The 16,575-nt window shown below is 43.2% G+C and carries 12 protein-coding genes, 2 tRNA genes and 3 rRNA genes; 6 read left to right on the plus strand and 11 right to left on the minus strand.

All coding sequences use genetic code 11. From position 1 onward, the window contains the following. Nucleotides 1–1,093 precede the first annotated feature (1,093 nt). Nucleotides 1,094–1,270, plus strand: a complete 177-nt coding sequence (locus CDG60_RS18190) for a hypothetical protein (RefSeq protein ID WP_160117025.1) — start codon at nucleotides 1,094–1,096, stop codon at nucleotides 1,268–1,270. 66 nt (nucleotides 1,271–1,336) lie between these two features. On the opposite strand, the gene rrf is transcribed toward CDG60_RS18190, so the two are convergent. The 8 genes from rrf to ftsY form a co-directional block, all read right to left on the minus strand. Further along, nucleotides 1,337–1,451, minus strand: a 5S ribosomal RNA gene (gene rrf, locus CDG60_RS09880). Between the two features lie 176 nt (nucleotides 1,452–1,627). Continuing rightward, nucleotides 1,628–4,521: ribosomal RNA gene (locus CDG60_RS09885) — 23S ribosomal RNA — on the minus strand. A gap of 383 nt (nucleotides 4,522–4,904) precedes the next feature. After that, nucleotides 4,905–4,980: transfer RNA gene (locus CDG60_RS09890), tRNA-Ala, on the minus strand. Between the two features lie 44 nt (nucleotides 4,981–5,024). Continuing rightward, a tRNA-Ile gene (locus CDG60_RS09895) sits at nucleotides 5,025–5,101 on the minus strand. A 59-nt stretch (nucleotides 5,102–5,160) separates the two neighbouring features. Further along, nucleotides 5,161–6,697 (minus strand): 16S ribosomal RNA (locus CDG60_RS09900). Together the 16S, 23S and 5S rRNA genes with 2 tRNA genes alongside form the textbook arrangement of a ribosomal RNA operon. Nucleotides 6,698–7,091: 394 nt before the next feature. Beyond that, a complete protein-coding gene (locus tag CDG60_RS09905; protein ID WP_406565286.1) occupies nucleotides 7,092–7,757 on the minus strand; it encodes a DUF2057 family protein in 666 nt (221 codons plus the stop codon). Between the two features lie 138 nt (nucleotides 7,758–7,895). Then, entirely contained in the window at nucleotides 7,896–8,489 is a 594-nt protein-coding gene (locus CDG60_RS09910; protein WP_087512214.1) for a nitroreductase family protein, read from the minus strand. Nucleotides 8,490–8,758: 269 nt separating this feature from the next. After that, nucleotides 8,759–9,874 (minus strand): signal recognition particle-docking protein FtsY, encoded by a 1,116-nt coding sequence (gene ftsY / locus CDG60_RS09915; RefSeq protein ID WP_087512215.1) that lies wholly within the window; start codon nucleotides 9,872–9,874, stop codon nucleotides 8,759–8,761. Between the two features lie 228 nt (nucleotides 9,875–10,102). Between ftsY and CDG60_RS09920 the strand changes: the two genes are divergently transcribed. Continuing rightward, complete coding sequence (locus CDG60_RS09920; protein ID WP_087512402.1) at nucleotides 10,103–11,440, plus strand: M16 family metallopeptidase; 1,338 nt, start codon at nucleotides 10,103–10,105, stop codon at nucleotides 11,438–11,440. Between the two features lie 12 nt (nucleotides 11,441–11,452). Continuing rightward, a complete protein-coding gene (locus tag CDG60_RS09925; RefSeq protein ID WP_087512216.1) occupies nucleotides 11,453–13,030 on the plus strand; it encodes a M16 family metallopeptidase in 1,578 nt (525 codons plus the stop codon). Here the strand turns inward: CDG60_RS09925 and CDG60_RS09930 are convergent. Beyond that, nucleotides 12,954–13,277, minus strand: a complete 324-nt coding sequence (locus CDG60_RS09930) for a hypothetical protein (RefSeq protein WP_087512217.1) — start codon at nucleotides 13,275–13,277, stop codon at nucleotides 12,954–12,956. The two genes, CDG60_RS09925 and CDG60_RS09930, sit on opposite strands and share 77 nt — an antisense overlap. Nucleotides 13,278–13,391: 114 nt before the next feature. Then, complete coding sequence (locus tag CDG60_RS09935) at nucleotides 13,392–13,745, minus strand: hypothetical protein (protein ID WP_087512218.1); 354 nt, start codon at nucleotides 13,743–13,745, stop codon at nucleotides 13,392–13,394. A 212-nt stretch (nucleotides 13,746–13,957) separates the two neighbouring features. On the opposite strand from CDG60_RS09935, the gene CDG60_RS09940 reads away from it, so the two are divergent. The 3 genes from CDG60_RS09940 (at nucleotide 13,958) to CDG60_RS09950 (ending at nucleotide 15,274) form a co-directional block, all read left to right on the plus strand. Further along, entirely contained in the window at nucleotides 13,958–14,191 is a 234-nt protein-coding gene (locus tag CDG60_RS09940) for an SEL1-like repeat protein (RefSeq protein ID WP_087512219.1), read from the plus strand. A gap of 139 nt (nucleotides 14,192–14,330) precedes the next feature. After that, nucleotides 14,331–14,708: a DUF2750 domain-containing protein gene (locus tag CDG60_RS09945; protein ID WP_087512220.1), complete on the plus strand. Its 378-nt coding sequence runs from the start codon at nucleotides 14,331–14,333 to the stop codon at nucleotides 14,706–14,708. Between the two features lie 134 nt (nucleotides 14,709–14,842). After that, nucleotides 14,843–15,274, plus strand: coding sequence for a CBS domain-containing protein (locus tag CDG60_RS09950; RefSeq protein ID WP_087512221.1), 432 nt, complete (start codon nucleotides 14,843–14,845; stop codon nucleotides 15,272–15,274). Between the two features lie 63 nt (nucleotides 15,275–15,337). On the opposite strand, the gene trpB is transcribed toward CDG60_RS09950, so the two are convergent. Then, complete coding sequence (gene trpB / locus CDG60_RS09955; protein WP_087512222.1) at nucleotides 15,338–16,546, minus strand: tryptophan synthase subunit beta; 1,209 nt, start codon at nucleotides 16,544–16,546, stop codon at nucleotides 15,338–15,340. Nucleotides 16,547–16,575 lie beyond the last annotated feature (29 nt).

Consider the following 16,575-nt stretch of genomic DNA (forward strand, 5'->3'; position numbering starts at 1 on the left):
AATAAATAAACTATTGATATAACAAATCCGTTTATTTGCCGTACAAACAGTAATGCAGCAACATAGCGACTTTACAATTGTAAATCAATAACCTGCAAAACATTACAATCATGTCTTAAGCTTATTGAAGTTAACTCAGAAAGAATCTGAATATTTAATTTCAAAAGATTTTTCGTAACAGTTTTAATAATTCAAATATAAATTCATTATGGCTATAATTACATTTCACTCACTTACAAATAAGAAGTGTATTTATCTATTTTGAAATAGCTAAACAGATTTTGCCTGACTCTCTATAAACCAATGCTGTTGATCTGCTCACAGATATAATACTTAACCGAATTTATCGTAACTGATCCTGATCACCCTGGCTCATCCCCATACACTAGGCATCAGAATGAATCACAAAACCCGAAATCACATTCTCAAATGACATACAACAAGATCAGTTCAGTTGAAAGAAATAATATGATAAGATTTTCCTCCAAGCGGACCAAAGCAAAAAATTACACAATGCACCACTATCATTTCACTCCAAATGAAATATATCAGACCTATACTTTATAAATTAAAGACTTTCCAAATCTCAGATTGACATACAACCCCTCTATAATTTGTATATAAATTAAACATAATTTGAGCAGAAATCACTATTTCGCGAAGCATGTACATAAGTATTCTAAGAGCGTTACAAAACCTAGATCATAAAAGCGTTACTTCTACTTTATAAAACCAGCTGGAAAATTATCTTTTTCTCTTTAATAGAGTCTTAAACAGATTGCTTAATATATCTCTGTCTTTATGTTATTCATTTAACGCTATATTTATTTAACAGAATTAAAAAAATCTATCCTTATTTATGCGTAAGAGACCATATGAACACCATGAAATCCGCATAGAAATGTTTATGTAACTCCTTGTTTATCTATTTTATTTTGTAGCCTTGAAATAAATATCATCATTGGTTTAACTCTGTTTCAATTGTGTATAGGAAAACAGACTGTTTTTAGTGAATAAGCCCCTTTCAGCTCGAGTCCATACCTTAAAAAACTGTGGTTTTCCCCCGCTGTTCTTTGAAGTATGGGGAGACTACATGAAGGAACTGATTCCTAAACGGACTGAACTGATGAATTTTGTACAGCAGCACTTAGGCTATAAAACTGTAATGTACGGGGAACTCTGTATAGCTCAGCACCCGGACAATCAGATCTTTGAAATCAGCTACAGTAAAGCAGCAGGTTTAAGCATGACCCGTCTGAAACAGCTTTGACTTTTCCTTTCACTGGACAATAAAAAACACCCTCAATCAAATGATTGAGGGTGTTTAGGAATAATGAGCTGGCGATGACTTACTCTCACATGGGTAACCCCACACTACCATCAGCGCAAAGAGGTTTCACTTCTGAGTTCGGGAAGGGATCAGGTGGTTCACTCTTGCTATTGTCGCCAGCACAACTGTTTATGGATACTTGCTTTGGTCTTATTTAGATGCCAATGCTTTTTCCAAATGAGTTATTAACAGCTCTATCTGAGTTGGAACATTGTCATACTGTTGCGATTCTGAATCAAGTCATTCTGATGAATATCGAATCAACTGAGCTTTATACAACAACTGTTTGGGTGTTGTATAGTCAAGCCTCACGAGCAATTAGTACTGGTCAGCTTCACACGTCACCGTGCTTCCACATCCAGCCTATCAACGTCGTAGTCTTCAACGGCTCTTTAGAGGACATAAAGTCCTAGGGAAATCTTATCTTGAGGTAGGCTTCCCGCTTAGATGCTTTCAGCGGTTATCCCTTCCGAACATAGCTACCCGGCGATGCGACTGGCGTCACAACCGGTACACCAGAGGTTCGTCCACTCTGGTCCTCTCGTACTAGGAGCAGATCCTCTCAAATTTCCAGCGCCCACGGTAGATAGGGACCGAACTGTCTCACGACGTTCTAAACCCAGCTCGCGTACCTCTTTAAATGGCGAACAGCCATACCCTTGGGACCTGCTTCAGCCCCAGGATGAGATGAGCCGACATCGAGGTGCCAAACACCGCCGTCGATATGAACTCTTGGGCGGTATCAGCCTGTTATCCCCAGAGTACCTTTTATCCGTTGAGCGATGGCCCTTCCATACAGAACCACCGGATCACTAAGACCTACTTTCGTACCTGCTCGACTTGTGGGTCTCGCAGTTAAGCGCGCTTTTGCCTTTATACTCTACGCGTGATTTCCGACCACGCTGAGCGCACCTTCGTACTCCTCCGTTACTCTTTAGGAGGAGACCGCCCCAGTCAAACTACCCACCAGACATGGTCCTCGTCCCGGATAACGGGACAGAGTTAGAACCTCAATATTACCAGGGTGGTATTTCAAGGATGGCTCCATAGCAACTGGCGTCACTACTTCAAAGCCTCCCACCTATCCTACACAGGTAAGATCAAAGTTCAATGTCAAGCTGCAGTAAAGGTTCACGGGGTCTTTCCGTCTAGCCGCGGGTACACCGCATCTTCACGGCGAATTCGATTTCACTGAGCCTCTGCTGGAGACAGCGCCCCCATCATTATGCCATTCGTGCAGGTCGGAACTTACCCGACAAGGAATTTCGCTACCTTAGGACCGTTATAGTTACGGCCGCCGTTTACTGGGGCTTCGATCAAGAGCTTCGCTTACGCTAACCCCATCAATTAACCTTCCAGCACCGGGCAGGCATCACACCCTATACGTCCACTTTCGTGTTTGCAGAGTGCTATGTTTTTAATAAACAGTTGCAGGGGCCTGGTTTCTGTGGCTGCTGGCCGCTCATTCCGCAAGGGAAATCACCGCCGGCAGCGTACCTTCTCCCGAAGTTACGGTACCATTTTGCCTAGTTCCTTCAGCAGAGTTCTCTCAAGCGCTTTGGTCTACTCGACCTGACCACCTGTGTCGGTTTCGGGTACGATTCCTGTGTAACTGAAGCTTAGAGACTTTTCCTGGAAGTATGGTATCAGCCACTTCACTGTACAAGTACAGCTTGCTATCAGATCTCAGCATAGAGTACCCCGGATTTGCCTAAGATACATGCCTACATCCTTCCACCTGGACAACCAACGCCAGGCTGACTTAACCTTCTCCGTCCTCTCATCGCATTACACACAAGTACTGGAATATTAACCAGTTTCCCATCGACTACGCCTCTCGGCCTCGCCTTAGGGGTCGACTCACCCAGCCCCGATTAACGTTGGACTGGAACCCTTGGTCTTTCAGCGAACGGGTTTTTCACCCGTTTTGTCGTTACTCACGTCAGCATTCGCACTTCTGATACCTCCAGCAGACTTCTCAATCCACCTTCATCGGCTTACAGAACGCTCCCCTACCACTTGCAATAAATTGCAAATCCGCAGCTTCGGCATATAGTTTTAGCCCCGTTACATCTTCCGCGCAGGCCGACTCGACTAGTGAGCTATTACGCTTTCTTTAAAGGGTGGCTGCTTCTAAGCCAACCTCCTAGCTGTCTATGCCTTCCCACATCGTTTCCCACTTAACTATAATTTTGGGGCCTTAGCTGGCGGTCTGGATTGTTTTCCTCTTGACTACGGACGTTAGCACCCGCAGTCTGTCTCCCGGATAGTACTCATTGGTATTCGGAGTTTGCATCGGTTTGGTAAGTCGGGATGACCCCCTAGCCGAAACAGTGCTCTACCCCCAATGGTATTCGTCCGAGGCGCTACCTAAATAGCTTTCGGGGAGAACCAGCTATCACCGAGTTTGATTAGCCTTTCACCCCTATCCACAAGTCATCCCCTGGCTTTTCAACGACAGTGGGTTCGGTCCTCCAGTTAGTGTTACCCAACCTTCAACCTGCTCATGGATAGATCACCCGGTTTCGGGTCTATACCCAGCAACTGAACGCCCTATTAAGACTCGGTTTCCCTACGGCTCCCCTATACGGTTAACCTTGCTACTGAATATAAGTCGCTGACCCATTATACAAAAGGTACGCAGTCACCGAACAAGTCGGCTCCCACTGCTTGTATGCATGCGGTTTCAGGATCTGTTTCACTCCCCTCACAGGGGTTCTTTTCGCCTTTCCCTCACGGTACTGGTTCACTATCGGTCAGTCAGGAGTATTTAGCCTTGGAGGATGGTCCCCCCATATTCAGACAAGGTTTCACGTGCCTCGCCCTACTCGACATCATCATATAAGCCCTTTCGCGTACAGGACTATCACCTACTATGGTTGCACTTCCCAGAGCATTCCACTAAAGCTTATATGACTTAATGGGCTGTTCCCCGTTCGCTCGCCGCTACTGAGGGAATCTCAATTGATTTCTTTTCCTAAGGGTACTGAGATGTTTCACTTCCCCTCGTTCGCCTCGTAACACTATGTATTCATGTTACGATACCTGCCTTATAGCAGGTGGGTTTCCCCATTCAGAAATCTCCGGATCAAAGGATATTTGCCGCCTCCCCGGAGCTTATCGCAGGCTATTACGTCTTTCATCGCCTCTGACTGCCAAGGCATCCACCACATGCACTTAATTACTTGACTATACAACCCCAAACAGTCGTTCATCCCTACAAGTAGGATGAGCAACAGATCGCGACGATTTCTCATCACTCTCATACAGTTGGCGTCTGTGAAATTAATCACTGTACAGCTTCAATTAGATTCATATACCAAAACGCTTGATTCAGTTTAATCGCTAGTTTCTCATTTCCTTCATTTTCACATCACAGTAATAAATTACTGTCAGTGTTAATGTCGGTCATGAGTATGAACAATTTATTTCAACTCAAATATATGCTGTTAATGATTAACTACCGCCTCGTCAGCAGGTAGCAAACTGTGATAAATCACAGAACTTAATAAACTGAGATCAGATGATCGTCATATTCACTAAATTCTATAATTCAGAACTTCACTTAATGTGATGGTGGAGACTAGGAGAGTCGAACTCCTGACCTCCTGCGTGCAAAGCAGGCGCTCTACCAACTAAGCTAAGTCCCCAGTTAAGATCCCGATATATCTGTTTCTGTGCTGATTCGTCAGAATGGTGGGTCTGACAAGACTTGAACTTGTGACCCCACGCTTATCAAGCGTGTGCTCTAACCAACTGAGCTACAGACCCTCAGATACATCAATGAAGAACAACTTGTTGTGGATTCTTACCAATCGTCAATCTTTCGTTAAGGAGGTGATCCAGCCGCAGGTTCCCCTACGGCTACCTTGTTACGACTTCACCCCAGTCGTCGGCCACACCGTGGTAAGCGTCCTCCTTACGGTTAGACTACCTACTTCTGGTGCAACAAACTCCCATGGTGTGACGGGCGGTGTGTACAAGGCCCGGGAACGTATTCACCGCGGCATTCTGATCCGCGATTACTAGCGATTCCGACTTCATGGAGTCGAGTTGCAGACTCCAATCCGGACTACGATCGGCTTTTTGAGATTAGCATCCTATCGCTAGGTAGCAACCCTTTGTACCGACCATTGTAGCACGTGTGTAGCCCTGGTCGTAAGGGCCATGATGACTTGACGTCGTCCCCGCCTTCCTCCAGTTTGTCACTGGCAGTATCCTTAAAGTTCCCACCCGAAGTGCTGGCAAATAAGGAAAAGGGTTGCGCTCGTTGCGGGACTTAACCCAACATCTCACGACACGAGCTGACGACAGCCATGCAGCACCTGTATGTAAGTTCCCGAAGGCACCAATCCATCTCTGGAAAGTTCTTACTATGTCAAGACCAGGTAAGGTTCTTCGCGTTGCATCGAATTAAACCACATGCTCCACCGCTTGTGCGGGCCCCCGTCAATTCATTTGAGTTTTAGTCTTGCGACCGTACTCCCCAGGCGGTCTACTTATCGCGTTAGCTGCGCCACTAAAGCCTCAAAGGCCCCAACGGCTAGTAGACATCGTTTACGGCATGGACTACCAGGGTATCTAATCCTGTTTGCTCCCCATGCTTTCGTACCTCAGCGTCAGTATTAGGCCAGATGGCTGCCTTCGCCATCGGTATTCCTCCAGATCTCTACGCATTTCACCGCTACACCTGGAATTCTACCATCCTCTCCCATACTCTAGCTTCCCAGTATCGAATGCAATTCCTAAGTTAAGCTCAGGGATTTCACATCCGACTTAAAAAGCCGCCTACGTACGCTTTACGCCCAGTAAATCCGATTAACGCTCGCACCCTCTGTATTACCGCGGCTGCTGGCACAGAGTTAGCCGGTGCTTATTCTGCGAGTAACGTCCACTATCTCCAGGTATTAACCAGAGTAGCCTCCTCCTCGCTTAAAGTGCTTTACAACCAAAAGGCCTTCTTCACACACGCGGCATGGCTGGATCAGGGTTCCCCCCATTGTCCAATATTCCCCACTGCTGCCTCCCGTAGGAGTCTGGGCCGTGTCTCAGTCCCAGTGTGGCGGATCATCCTCTCAGACCCGCTACAGATCGTCGCCTTGGTAGGCCTTTACCCCACCAACTAGCTAATCCGACTTAGGCTCATCTATTAGCGCAAGGTCTAATGATCCCCTGCTTTCCCCCGTAGGGCGTATGCGGTATTAGCATTCCTTTCGGAATGTTGTCCCCCACTAATAGGCAGATTCCTAAGCATTACTCACCCGTCCGCCGCTAAGATCAGTAGCAAGCTACCTCTCTCCGCTCGACTTGCATGTGTTAAGCCTGCCGCCAGCGTTCAATCTGAGCCATGATCAAACTCTTCAGTTTAATACTTGCTAGCACCTTAAAGGGTGCCAATCTTGGCTCATCAATTTTCTGACAAATTCTCTCAAATAAACTTCGAGTAATTTAAACCATTCAATCAATGAAAATAATTTCGATCGATCAATCAGTAAAAATCCACACAAGTTGTTCTTCATATTCTCTTAATGAATTATTTATCACCTCGTCAGTGATAAATAAAACGCAATAAACATTTAACAACTTAACCCTTTGAGCTAAGTTCGTTTGCTGTATCGCGTCGGGATGAGTGCATTCTATAGAATATAAAAATGAATGCAACCCTTAGTTTCGGATAATTCAAAAAAAGATGACAGTATGATTATTTTTTAATCCATCTTAACAGTTTTCGTATATATTTACTTCAATTAAAGCAAGAATATTACTGTTCAGCCAACCAGGTCATAAATTTCTGGCGTTCTGACTTGGATGCACTTTTCCATATCTGGATCAGCTGCTGGTCTGCAGTAGATACTGAGACAGCTGTTTGAGACTGTTTCTGTTTTTGAGGGTCTGCTACAGCCTTATCACTGACAGGATAAACAGCAGAAGGTTGTTCATTTACACTTTGTTTTTTCTGAGTGAGATCAACATCGGTACCAAACAATCCTTTGCCTAACCATGATTTTTGTGCTGTGTTTGCACCTGTCTGCTGCACAAGCAATTGTTGCTTACTGTTAAAAAGAGCAACCGTAGGCTGTTCAGCATATTTTTTTGCAGCTTCAAACTCAGTCGGTACATTTACAGTTTTAAGAGTATATTTCTCCCCATCCACGAGTTCCGGGGTATTTAGCGTCAGCACACCTGATTTCACAATATCGTGCTCACCGTTGCGATGCTCAAAATACTGAACGTAACGCATACTGATCGAATTCTTTCCTGCGTCGACTTTATACTGACTGGCAGCCGCCCGTAAAAATCCTGAACTGACTTCCTGATCATTTACTGCCACTACTTTAATATCCTCAGGAACAGTAATTGTCACGGCGGCAAAAGCATCAGCTCCCATCATCAGTCCCGCAACCAGCAGCGCAGCTCTTGATTTCATTGTCATTCTCTAATTGAATTTATATATTGCAGCACTATGCTACCAGTTGATGACATTTTTATGACAAAGCTTTAACCTTGTTCTGTCTCAGTTTATCCGCATAAATAAAAAAGGCGCTCAAAGCGCCTTTTTTGAAACTCAGTTGAAAGTTTTAAAACGTTCAGAGTTTTCCATATATGTTTTTTCACCAGCTGGAGCTTCAATGGAACCGAATACCAGCTGTGCACGCAGTTTCCAGTTGGATGGGATCTCATAAACATCTGCAACTTCTGCATCTACAACGGGGTTATAGTGTTGCAGTGATGCACCGATATTCTGTTCTGCCAGCGCTGTCCATACAGCAAACTGAGCAATACCTGTTGAATGTTCAGACCATACAGGGAAGTTATCTGCATACAGTGCAAACTGTTCCTGAAGGGATTTTACAACATCCTGGTCTTCATAAAACAATACTGTTCCATACCCTGCTTCAAAACTGCTGATTTTAGCGTCAGTGCCTGCAAATGCTTCAGCAGGTACCAGTTTACGTAATGATTCACGAACAATTTCCCAGAATTTTTTATGTGACGCACCATAAAGCGTTACAACACGTGAAGTCTGTGAATTAAAAGCTGATGGGCTTAAACGAACTGTTTTCTGAATCAGTTCTTCTATTTCTGCTTGTGACGCAAATACATTTTTACCGATCGCATAGATACTGCGGCGTTTTTCAAGTTGATTCAGGAATGACATAGTAAAACCTCTTTTAAAATATTTGAATTATTCCATACACACAGCATATTGATTCCTACTCATGCAATCAGCACTAAATCAGTGACAGTCTGTTTTATTTTTGGAACAATAACTTTTATTTATCATCAATTTTATTTCAGAAATATATCAAATCACTGTTTCAGAACAGATTGCTACAATTCAGCAACCTGTTTTCAGCCCATAAAAAACTCCACTGAAAGTGGAGTTCCGATTAAGCATAACTTAAACAATCAATGTTCTGACTGCTTTTATTTATCTGTTTCAAACAGTGCAGCAACAAATGATTTCGCTGAAAATGGACGCAGATCATCGATTTTTTCACCAACGCCAATGAAACGGATTGGCACATGAGTACGGCTGGCAATATTAAACAGTACGCCACCTTTAGCCGTACCATCCAGTTTGGTAATTGTAATTCCTGTCAGTCCAACTGCTTCATCAAACATTTCAACCTGATTGATTGCATTCTGACCTGTACCAGCGTCAACCACCAGCATCACTTCATGTGGCGCAGTCGCATCAATTTTCTGCATGACACGTTTAACTTTGGTCAGCTCATGCATTAAATTACTTTTGTTATGTAAACGACCTGCCGTGTCTGCAATCAGTACATCAACACCTTTTGCACGCGCACTTTCAAAAGCATCAAAAATCACTGAAGCACTGTCTGCACCATGCCCCTGGGCGACCACGGCGATATTGTTACGTTCGCCCCAGATCTGAAGCTGTTCAGTCGCTGCTGCACGGAAAGTATCACCTGCAGCCAGCATGACTTTCTTGCCTTCACCCTGTAAGCGTTTTGCCAGTTTACCAATGGTGGTTGTTTTACCCACACCATTTACACCTACAACAAGAATCACAAACGGGTTTTTATTTGGATCAATATGTAACGGCTTTACCCGTGGTGCCAGTAATGCAACCAGTTCTTCCTGCAATGCTTTATACAATGAGTGTGAATAAATCAGATCACCACGTGCAGTACGTTCAGTCAGATTGGCAATAATGGTTTTAGCCGCTTCGACACCAATATCTGCAACAAGCAACTGTTCTTCAACTTCCTCAAGCAGCTCATCATCAATCTCTTTACCACCGATCAGGATATTGACCATACCATCGGTAAAGTTACGACGGGTTTTGGTCAGACCATCCTTCATTCTGCCAAAGAAACCTGTTTTCGGCTGTTCATCCTGCTGAGTATTCTCCGTAACTTCAACAGAGTTTACTTCAGGTTCTTCCTTTTTAATTTCAACCTGAGTTTCAGTGATAGGAACATTTACGACCGGTAGACTCGGTAAAGTAACATCGTCATCACCGATATCAGCATCAATCAAAAATTTATTCTGCACATTAGATTGCTGTTGCATGCCGAATCCTTGAAAAGCATTGCGTTTAAAAAATCGGATTCTATCATAAAGCTGAATGCTTTGCCTGTAATTCAGCCCTGCGCTTAAACACTAAAAAGCAACACGTTAATGTTGCGTTCAGGTATTTATCTTCTGAGAATAGAAATATGAATTTATTGACAGGTTGTAACTGTGCCTTATAAAAAATCATCCTCTTTACTTTACTCAACACTTAAAAAAGCAGGATTTTTGTCAGGTCTGTTTGTCTTTGCATTACATGCTGCACCCAGTCATGCAGAAACACGCAGTGAACTTTCCAGAACAACTTTTGAAACAACACTGAAAAATGGGTTAAAAGTCATTATCCGTGAAGACCATCGCTCGCCAATGGTCATGACTCAGATCTGGTATCGTGTCGGCAGCAGCGATGAATCGGGCAATATTTTAGGCGTTTCACATGTCCTCGAACACATGATGTTCAAAGGCACAAAAAAAGTTCCAGATGATGAATTCACCAGGCTGAGCCGAATGTATGGTGGAAGTATCAATGCTTCAACGTTCACCAACTACACTAATTATTATCAACTTTATCCTAAAAACTACTTTCCGATGGCACTGGAGCTTGAAGCGGACAGAATGACCGGACTTCAGCTCAAGCAACAGGATTTTGATCCTGAAATTCGGGTGGTCATGGAAGAACGCAGACAACGTACAGACGACAGTGCCAGAACACTCGCCTTTGAACGGTTTAAATGGATTGCCTATCCGACCAGTCATTACAGACAGCCTGTCATTGGTCATATGAAAACCCTGCAGAATATCCAGCTCCAGGACATAAAAGACTGGTATAAAACCTGGTACAGCCCAAACAATGCAATTTTAGTTATTGTCGGGGATGTCGATTCAGAACAAGCCGTAAAGCAGGTACAGTCTTATTTTGGCAATATTCCTGAACGAAAGATTCCCGCCCGTAATGATGTCCTTGAGTTTGATCGTGCCGGTTTTCGCCATATGGAGCTGCATTATCCCGTTCAGGTCGGAAACCTGTTCATGGCATGGAATGTTCCTTCATTACCCACTGCCAAGAACCCTCAGGACGCCTACACCCTGACTATTTTAAAAAGCATTCTGGACAGCGGTATTTCTTCAAGACTGCAACAACGACTGGTCAGAGAGCGAAAATTACTGACTGCTGTCAGCGTATCTTATGACCCATATAACCGAGGCGACAGTCTTTTCAGTATTTCAGCACTGCCTGTCAATGGTGTCAGCCTGGAAGATGCGGAAAAAGCCATCCTCAATGAAATAAATAATCTAAAGAAAGAACAGATACAGCCCCATGAGGTTGAACGCATTACCGCAAAATTTGTTTCAAACCTGGTCTATGGGCAGGATGATATTGTCGGTCAGGCAAGGATGATCGGCAATCTGGAGGTGAATGGTCTGAGCTACCGACTGATGGATGAACTCCCAAAACATTTTGAAAATGTCACACCCGAAGATATCCAGCGGGTTGCCTCATTTTATCTGACCAAAGACAACCTGAGTACCATGTATCTGCTGCCAGAACAGAACACAAGTAAATAAAAGGAACTGCTCATGAGATTTTTCATTACCACATTGACCGCAGTTCTGCTTTCAACATCCTATTCATATGCAAATGTCATCCAGGAACAGTCAAGTGAAGACTCTGTTTCGGATATGCATTCGATCCCCCTGCTGAACAGCCTGAAAAATGTCAGTAAAAATAATACTTATCGTGCCCCTTATATCCACGATTTAAAAAACCGTTATGACGTACGGACACTTTTTGCAGAATCTCAGGATTTACCCATCATTGATATCCAGCTGACATTCAACGCAGGTGCAGCACGTGATACTGAAATGCAAGGCGGTCAGTCAGGCGTCGCCAATATGGCAGCCAATCTGCTTGATGAAGGTACAAAACGGTACAATGCTGAAGAAATTGTGACTGTCTTTGAACAGACAGGTGCCAATTTCAGTGCAAAAGCTTACCGTGATATGTTTATCGTAAAACTCAGAGTCCTGGCTGATCCTCAGAAAATGGAAACAGCACTGGCAATGATGATCGAGCTGCTGAATAACGCCACTTTCAAAAAATCCAGTATTGAACTGGTACTCAGCAACACTCAGGTCGGTCAGAAACAACTGAAAGAAAATCCTTCCAGACTTATGGGCATACAGTTTCAGCGGGCGATCTATGGCAAACATCCGTATGCAGAACCTGTTACAGGCACTAACGGAAGTATTAAAAATATCACACCTGAACTTTTACAAAAATTTCGTGACAGATATCTGGTCAGTCAGAATATGAATATTGCCATTACCGGTAAACTGACACCCAGACAGGCTTTAAAATTATCTGAAAAAATTACACGCAATCTTAAACAGGGAGAAAAAGCAGCACCTTTACCCTCCACACAGCTGCAGACAGGATTCAATATCCAGCATATCCGTTATACATCAAACCAGGCACATGTCATGATGGGGCATCTGGGCACTGTTTATTCTGATCCTGATCGGCTTGCTTTAAGCATTGCCAACCAGATGTTCGGTGGCTCTGGTTTTAACTCAGTTCTGATGAAAGAATTACGTATCAAGCGTGGTTATACCTATGGCGCTTACAGTTCATTCGGTTTTTCTCAGGCACCTGGGACATTCAGCCTCAGTTATTCAACACGTCAGGATCAACTGATCAACAGCATTCAGGTTGCACATAAAGCTTTGCTTGATTTTGTTAACCATCCTATAGACAAAAAACAGCTTCGGGAAACAAAGGCAGGCATGTTAAGGGCATTTCCAAATACCTACCGAAGCAATGCATCCATCAATGCTCAACTTGGTTCGATTGGTTTTTATCAGTTACCTGCCAGCTATCTGAGTCAATACCAGCAGTTACTGGAAAAAATCTCTGCGGATGACGTGCAAAAAGCCGTCCGAAAATATATTCACCCTCAGGATATGACACTTGTAGTTGTCAGCGAAGAACTGGATAAAGAAAACCTGAAACTGATGCTGCAACGCAACTCTGACCCATCCTACAAACCAGATACCGTCAGTCCTGCAAAGAAAACAGACGTTACTGATTCTCAAGTGCCATTGCAGGAAGCTGTTTTGCCTGATGAAGTTCAGTCTGATGCGCCTGCATCAGTTTGAGGTATTCATCATAAGAAATATGTTCCTGCTCCATTAACACCGTTGCCATCTCCTGAGTCTGAGTATGGACCTGCTGCATGGAAAGTTTTTTGATATTTTCAAACTGAACACTGCCAATGGGACGTAACAGTGCGAAGACTGAGAGCAGCATAATGACTGCTACAATCAGAAGAATAACGCCATTATAAATCTGTTCGAGTGAAAACTTTGATTTGATATTAATGATTTTTTGAATAGCAATATGCATGTTCTACCTCAGTTCAAAGGTAGTGTATGGCGCATATTTGAGAATCACAAGCATATTTGCTCAAATTCACAACAGTAAAGCTGTGAATCTGAGCAATATAAACAGCCGGATCGTTTAAACCAGTTTCAACACTGCTGAATAAAGCACCACCGCGATAATCAACAGAACAATTACAACCGCAAAAGCACTGACACCACCTTCAGCATCTGCGGGATGCAGATCTTCATCATCAGCAATTCGGCGTAATTCCCCATCATAGGTCTGATAAAATGCTTCTCTCTGTTCTGGAGCTAAGCTGCTGGTAAAGTCATACACCCTTTTGCGCTGTGCCAGGCAATAGTTTCCAAGATGTATTTCATTGTGAAAAACTGCTTCATCAAGCTGCTGTCTGTGAAACTGAGCCAGGGCAACGACCTGTGAAGCATCCGGAGGAACATCAAACGCAAATCCATCTATCATTGTTGTCATTTTCTTCTCCTTCTATTACAGTTTCCTGTATAATCATTTTAATAAAAATTATTTTTGTTCATTGTTTAATCGTGTAACCTTGAAATTCAACGATGTACCCCCATAACTTATTTGACAATTCATTTAAATTGTAATATTAGTTTAACAATAGCCAGTTAAACTGGTATCAGGCTTAAAAGCCATCAGATCATAATTACAATAAGGAGTTATATATGATTCAGAACATCTCTCACCATGACCTCGAACACACTTATGCAAACGCGGTCAATACAATCCAGTCTCAGATGAACTTTGTGGATGCAGTAAAACAACTTGAAGAAGTTGCTCGTGCAGGTCACGGTAAAGCAGCACTTTTCCTTGCTGAACTTTATTATCAGGGTTTCCGTGTTGAACGTGACTCGCTTAAAGCTCAGTACTGGCAGAAGTTAGCCACAATGCAGGCATAATAAAACGTCACTCAGGTGGCGTTTTTTAATGCCTGTGATTTAACCAGGACATAATTTTTTACGATTTATATCAATCCTTACACTGAATTTTCATAGATTTTTCTTAAAATAATAATGGTATTCACAACTAAAGACGGTCATGAATCAAATCAGTCAATTGCAACCAGTGCAAAGAGACTTCATTCTGAAAATCAATATTTTAAAAACCATGATGTATTGTGGTGTTTTATGGGGACTCTATCATCAGGGATGGGCAATCATGTCTGACCATGAAGATAATATTTTTCCATTCTGGCTGAATGGCGTGCAGGCAAGCAGATATGCCAAACGTCACTGGCCGCACTATACACCAAGGAAAATTACGCCTGAGGATTTCCAGAAATCCTTACTGCCAACGCTGACACGACTTAAAGTGATTCCTGCACTGTGTAACTCTTCAAGTCAGACACTGAAACTTACAACGCAACAGATGCGTCATTTCTTTTTTACTGAAAACAATGCCATGCAGACTGCATGAAAATTTTAAGCACAAATAATATGGAGAAGCTGGAATCTTGTAAATAGTTTATTCTGACTGATGAAGTATTTTCATTTTCCAGTTTTCACGCTAATTTAATATCAAACAATAAACAACAATTCAGGATCAGCCCCATGACAAATGTAGCCAATGTTCTTAAAGATAAAACCAGCATTTCTGTATATACAATCAGCCCTGAAGCGACAGTACTTGAAGCAATTACCCTCATGGCTGAAAAAGGCATCGGTGCTCTGGTTGTCACTGAAGGTGAAGAAGTTGCAGGCATTCTCTCTGAACGTGACTACACACGAAAAATTGCCCTGATGCAGCGTAAATCATTCGACACCACTGTCAGTGAAATTATGACAGCCAAAGTTCTGACTGTTTCCAATGCAACCACAGTTGAAGAATGCTTAAACCTGATGACGGACAAACATCTTCGACACTTACCCGTGGTTGAAAATGGAAAACTGATCGGTCTGGTTTCCATTGGTGACCTTGTTAAAGCAACCATGGAAGATCAGAAAAAACTGATTGAGCAGCTTCAGCAATACATTTCAGGCTAAACCAGATGACAGCAATAAAAAAATCCCTCATCAGAGGGATTTTTTTATGACAGGATAATCTGCTCAGTGTAAACCAAGCTTATCAGCTACATAGTCAGAGTCTTTATCGCCACGACCAGACAGATTCACCACAATCTTAATATCTTTAGACATTTTTGGTGCTTCACGTAAAGCCCATGCAACTGCATGACTACTTTCCAGTGCAGGTACAATACCTTCAACCCGCGAAAGTGTCATAAATGCATCCAGACATTCCTGGTCGGTTGCAGTCGAATATTCCACACGACCAATATCTTTTAAGAAACTGTGCTGTGGTCCGACACCAGGATAGTCCAGACCAGATGCAATGGAATGTACAGGTAATGGTTCCCCTGCTTCATCTTCCAGAACATAACATGCCATACCATGAATCTGTCCCGGTTTACCCAGGGTCAAAGTCGCGGAATGCATATCTGTATCCAGCCCATGTCCTGCTGGTTCCACACCGACCAGTTTTACAGCCGGATCATTTAAAAATGCAGTAAAAGCACCTACAGCATTTGAACCACCACCCACACATGCTACAACATAGTCGGGCTGCGCACCGAAACGCTCCTGTGTCTGGACTTTAATTTCATTTCCAATAATCGACTGAAAGTCACGAACCATTTTAGGGAAAGGATGTGGACCAACCACTGAACCGATTGCATAAATGAAATTTACAGGGTCTTTCAGATATTCTTCAAATGCACTGTCCACAGCATCTTTTAAAGTTGCTGTGCCCTGGGTCACTGAAACCAGTTTTGCACCCAAAATCTTCATTTTTACAACGTTTGGATGTTCTTTTTCAATATCCACCTGCCCCATATGAATTTCACATGGAATACCCACCAGAGCACAGGCAGTTGCCAGCGCAACACCATGCTGTCCTGCACCCGTTTCCGCAATCACTTTTGTTTTACCCATGTACTTGGCAAGTAATGCTTCACCCAGACAATGGTTAATTTTATGCGCACCTGTATGGTTCAGATCTTCACGCTTCAGATAAATCTGCGCCCCACCCAGTTGCTCAGAAAGTCGTTTTGCATGAAACAAAGGGCTGGGACGACCGACATAGTTTGCAAAAAGATCATTCAGCTCATCCTTAAATTCAGATGTATTACGAATGGCTTCATAGGCAACATTAATTTCATCCATCGCTTCTTTCAGATGAGGTGGAATGAACTGACCACCATATTCACCAAAAAATCCGTCTTCATTCGGTAATGCGATGCCATTAATCTGATGATTCATTTAAGTTCCCTGTTTTATCCCTGGTACAA

Origin of the sequence: Acinetobacter chinensis (assembly GCF_002165375.2) — a bacterium.
GTDB classification, from domain to species: Bacteria; Pseudomonadota; Gammaproteobacteria; order Pseudomonadales; family Moraxellaceae; genus Acinetobacter; species Acinetobacter chinensis.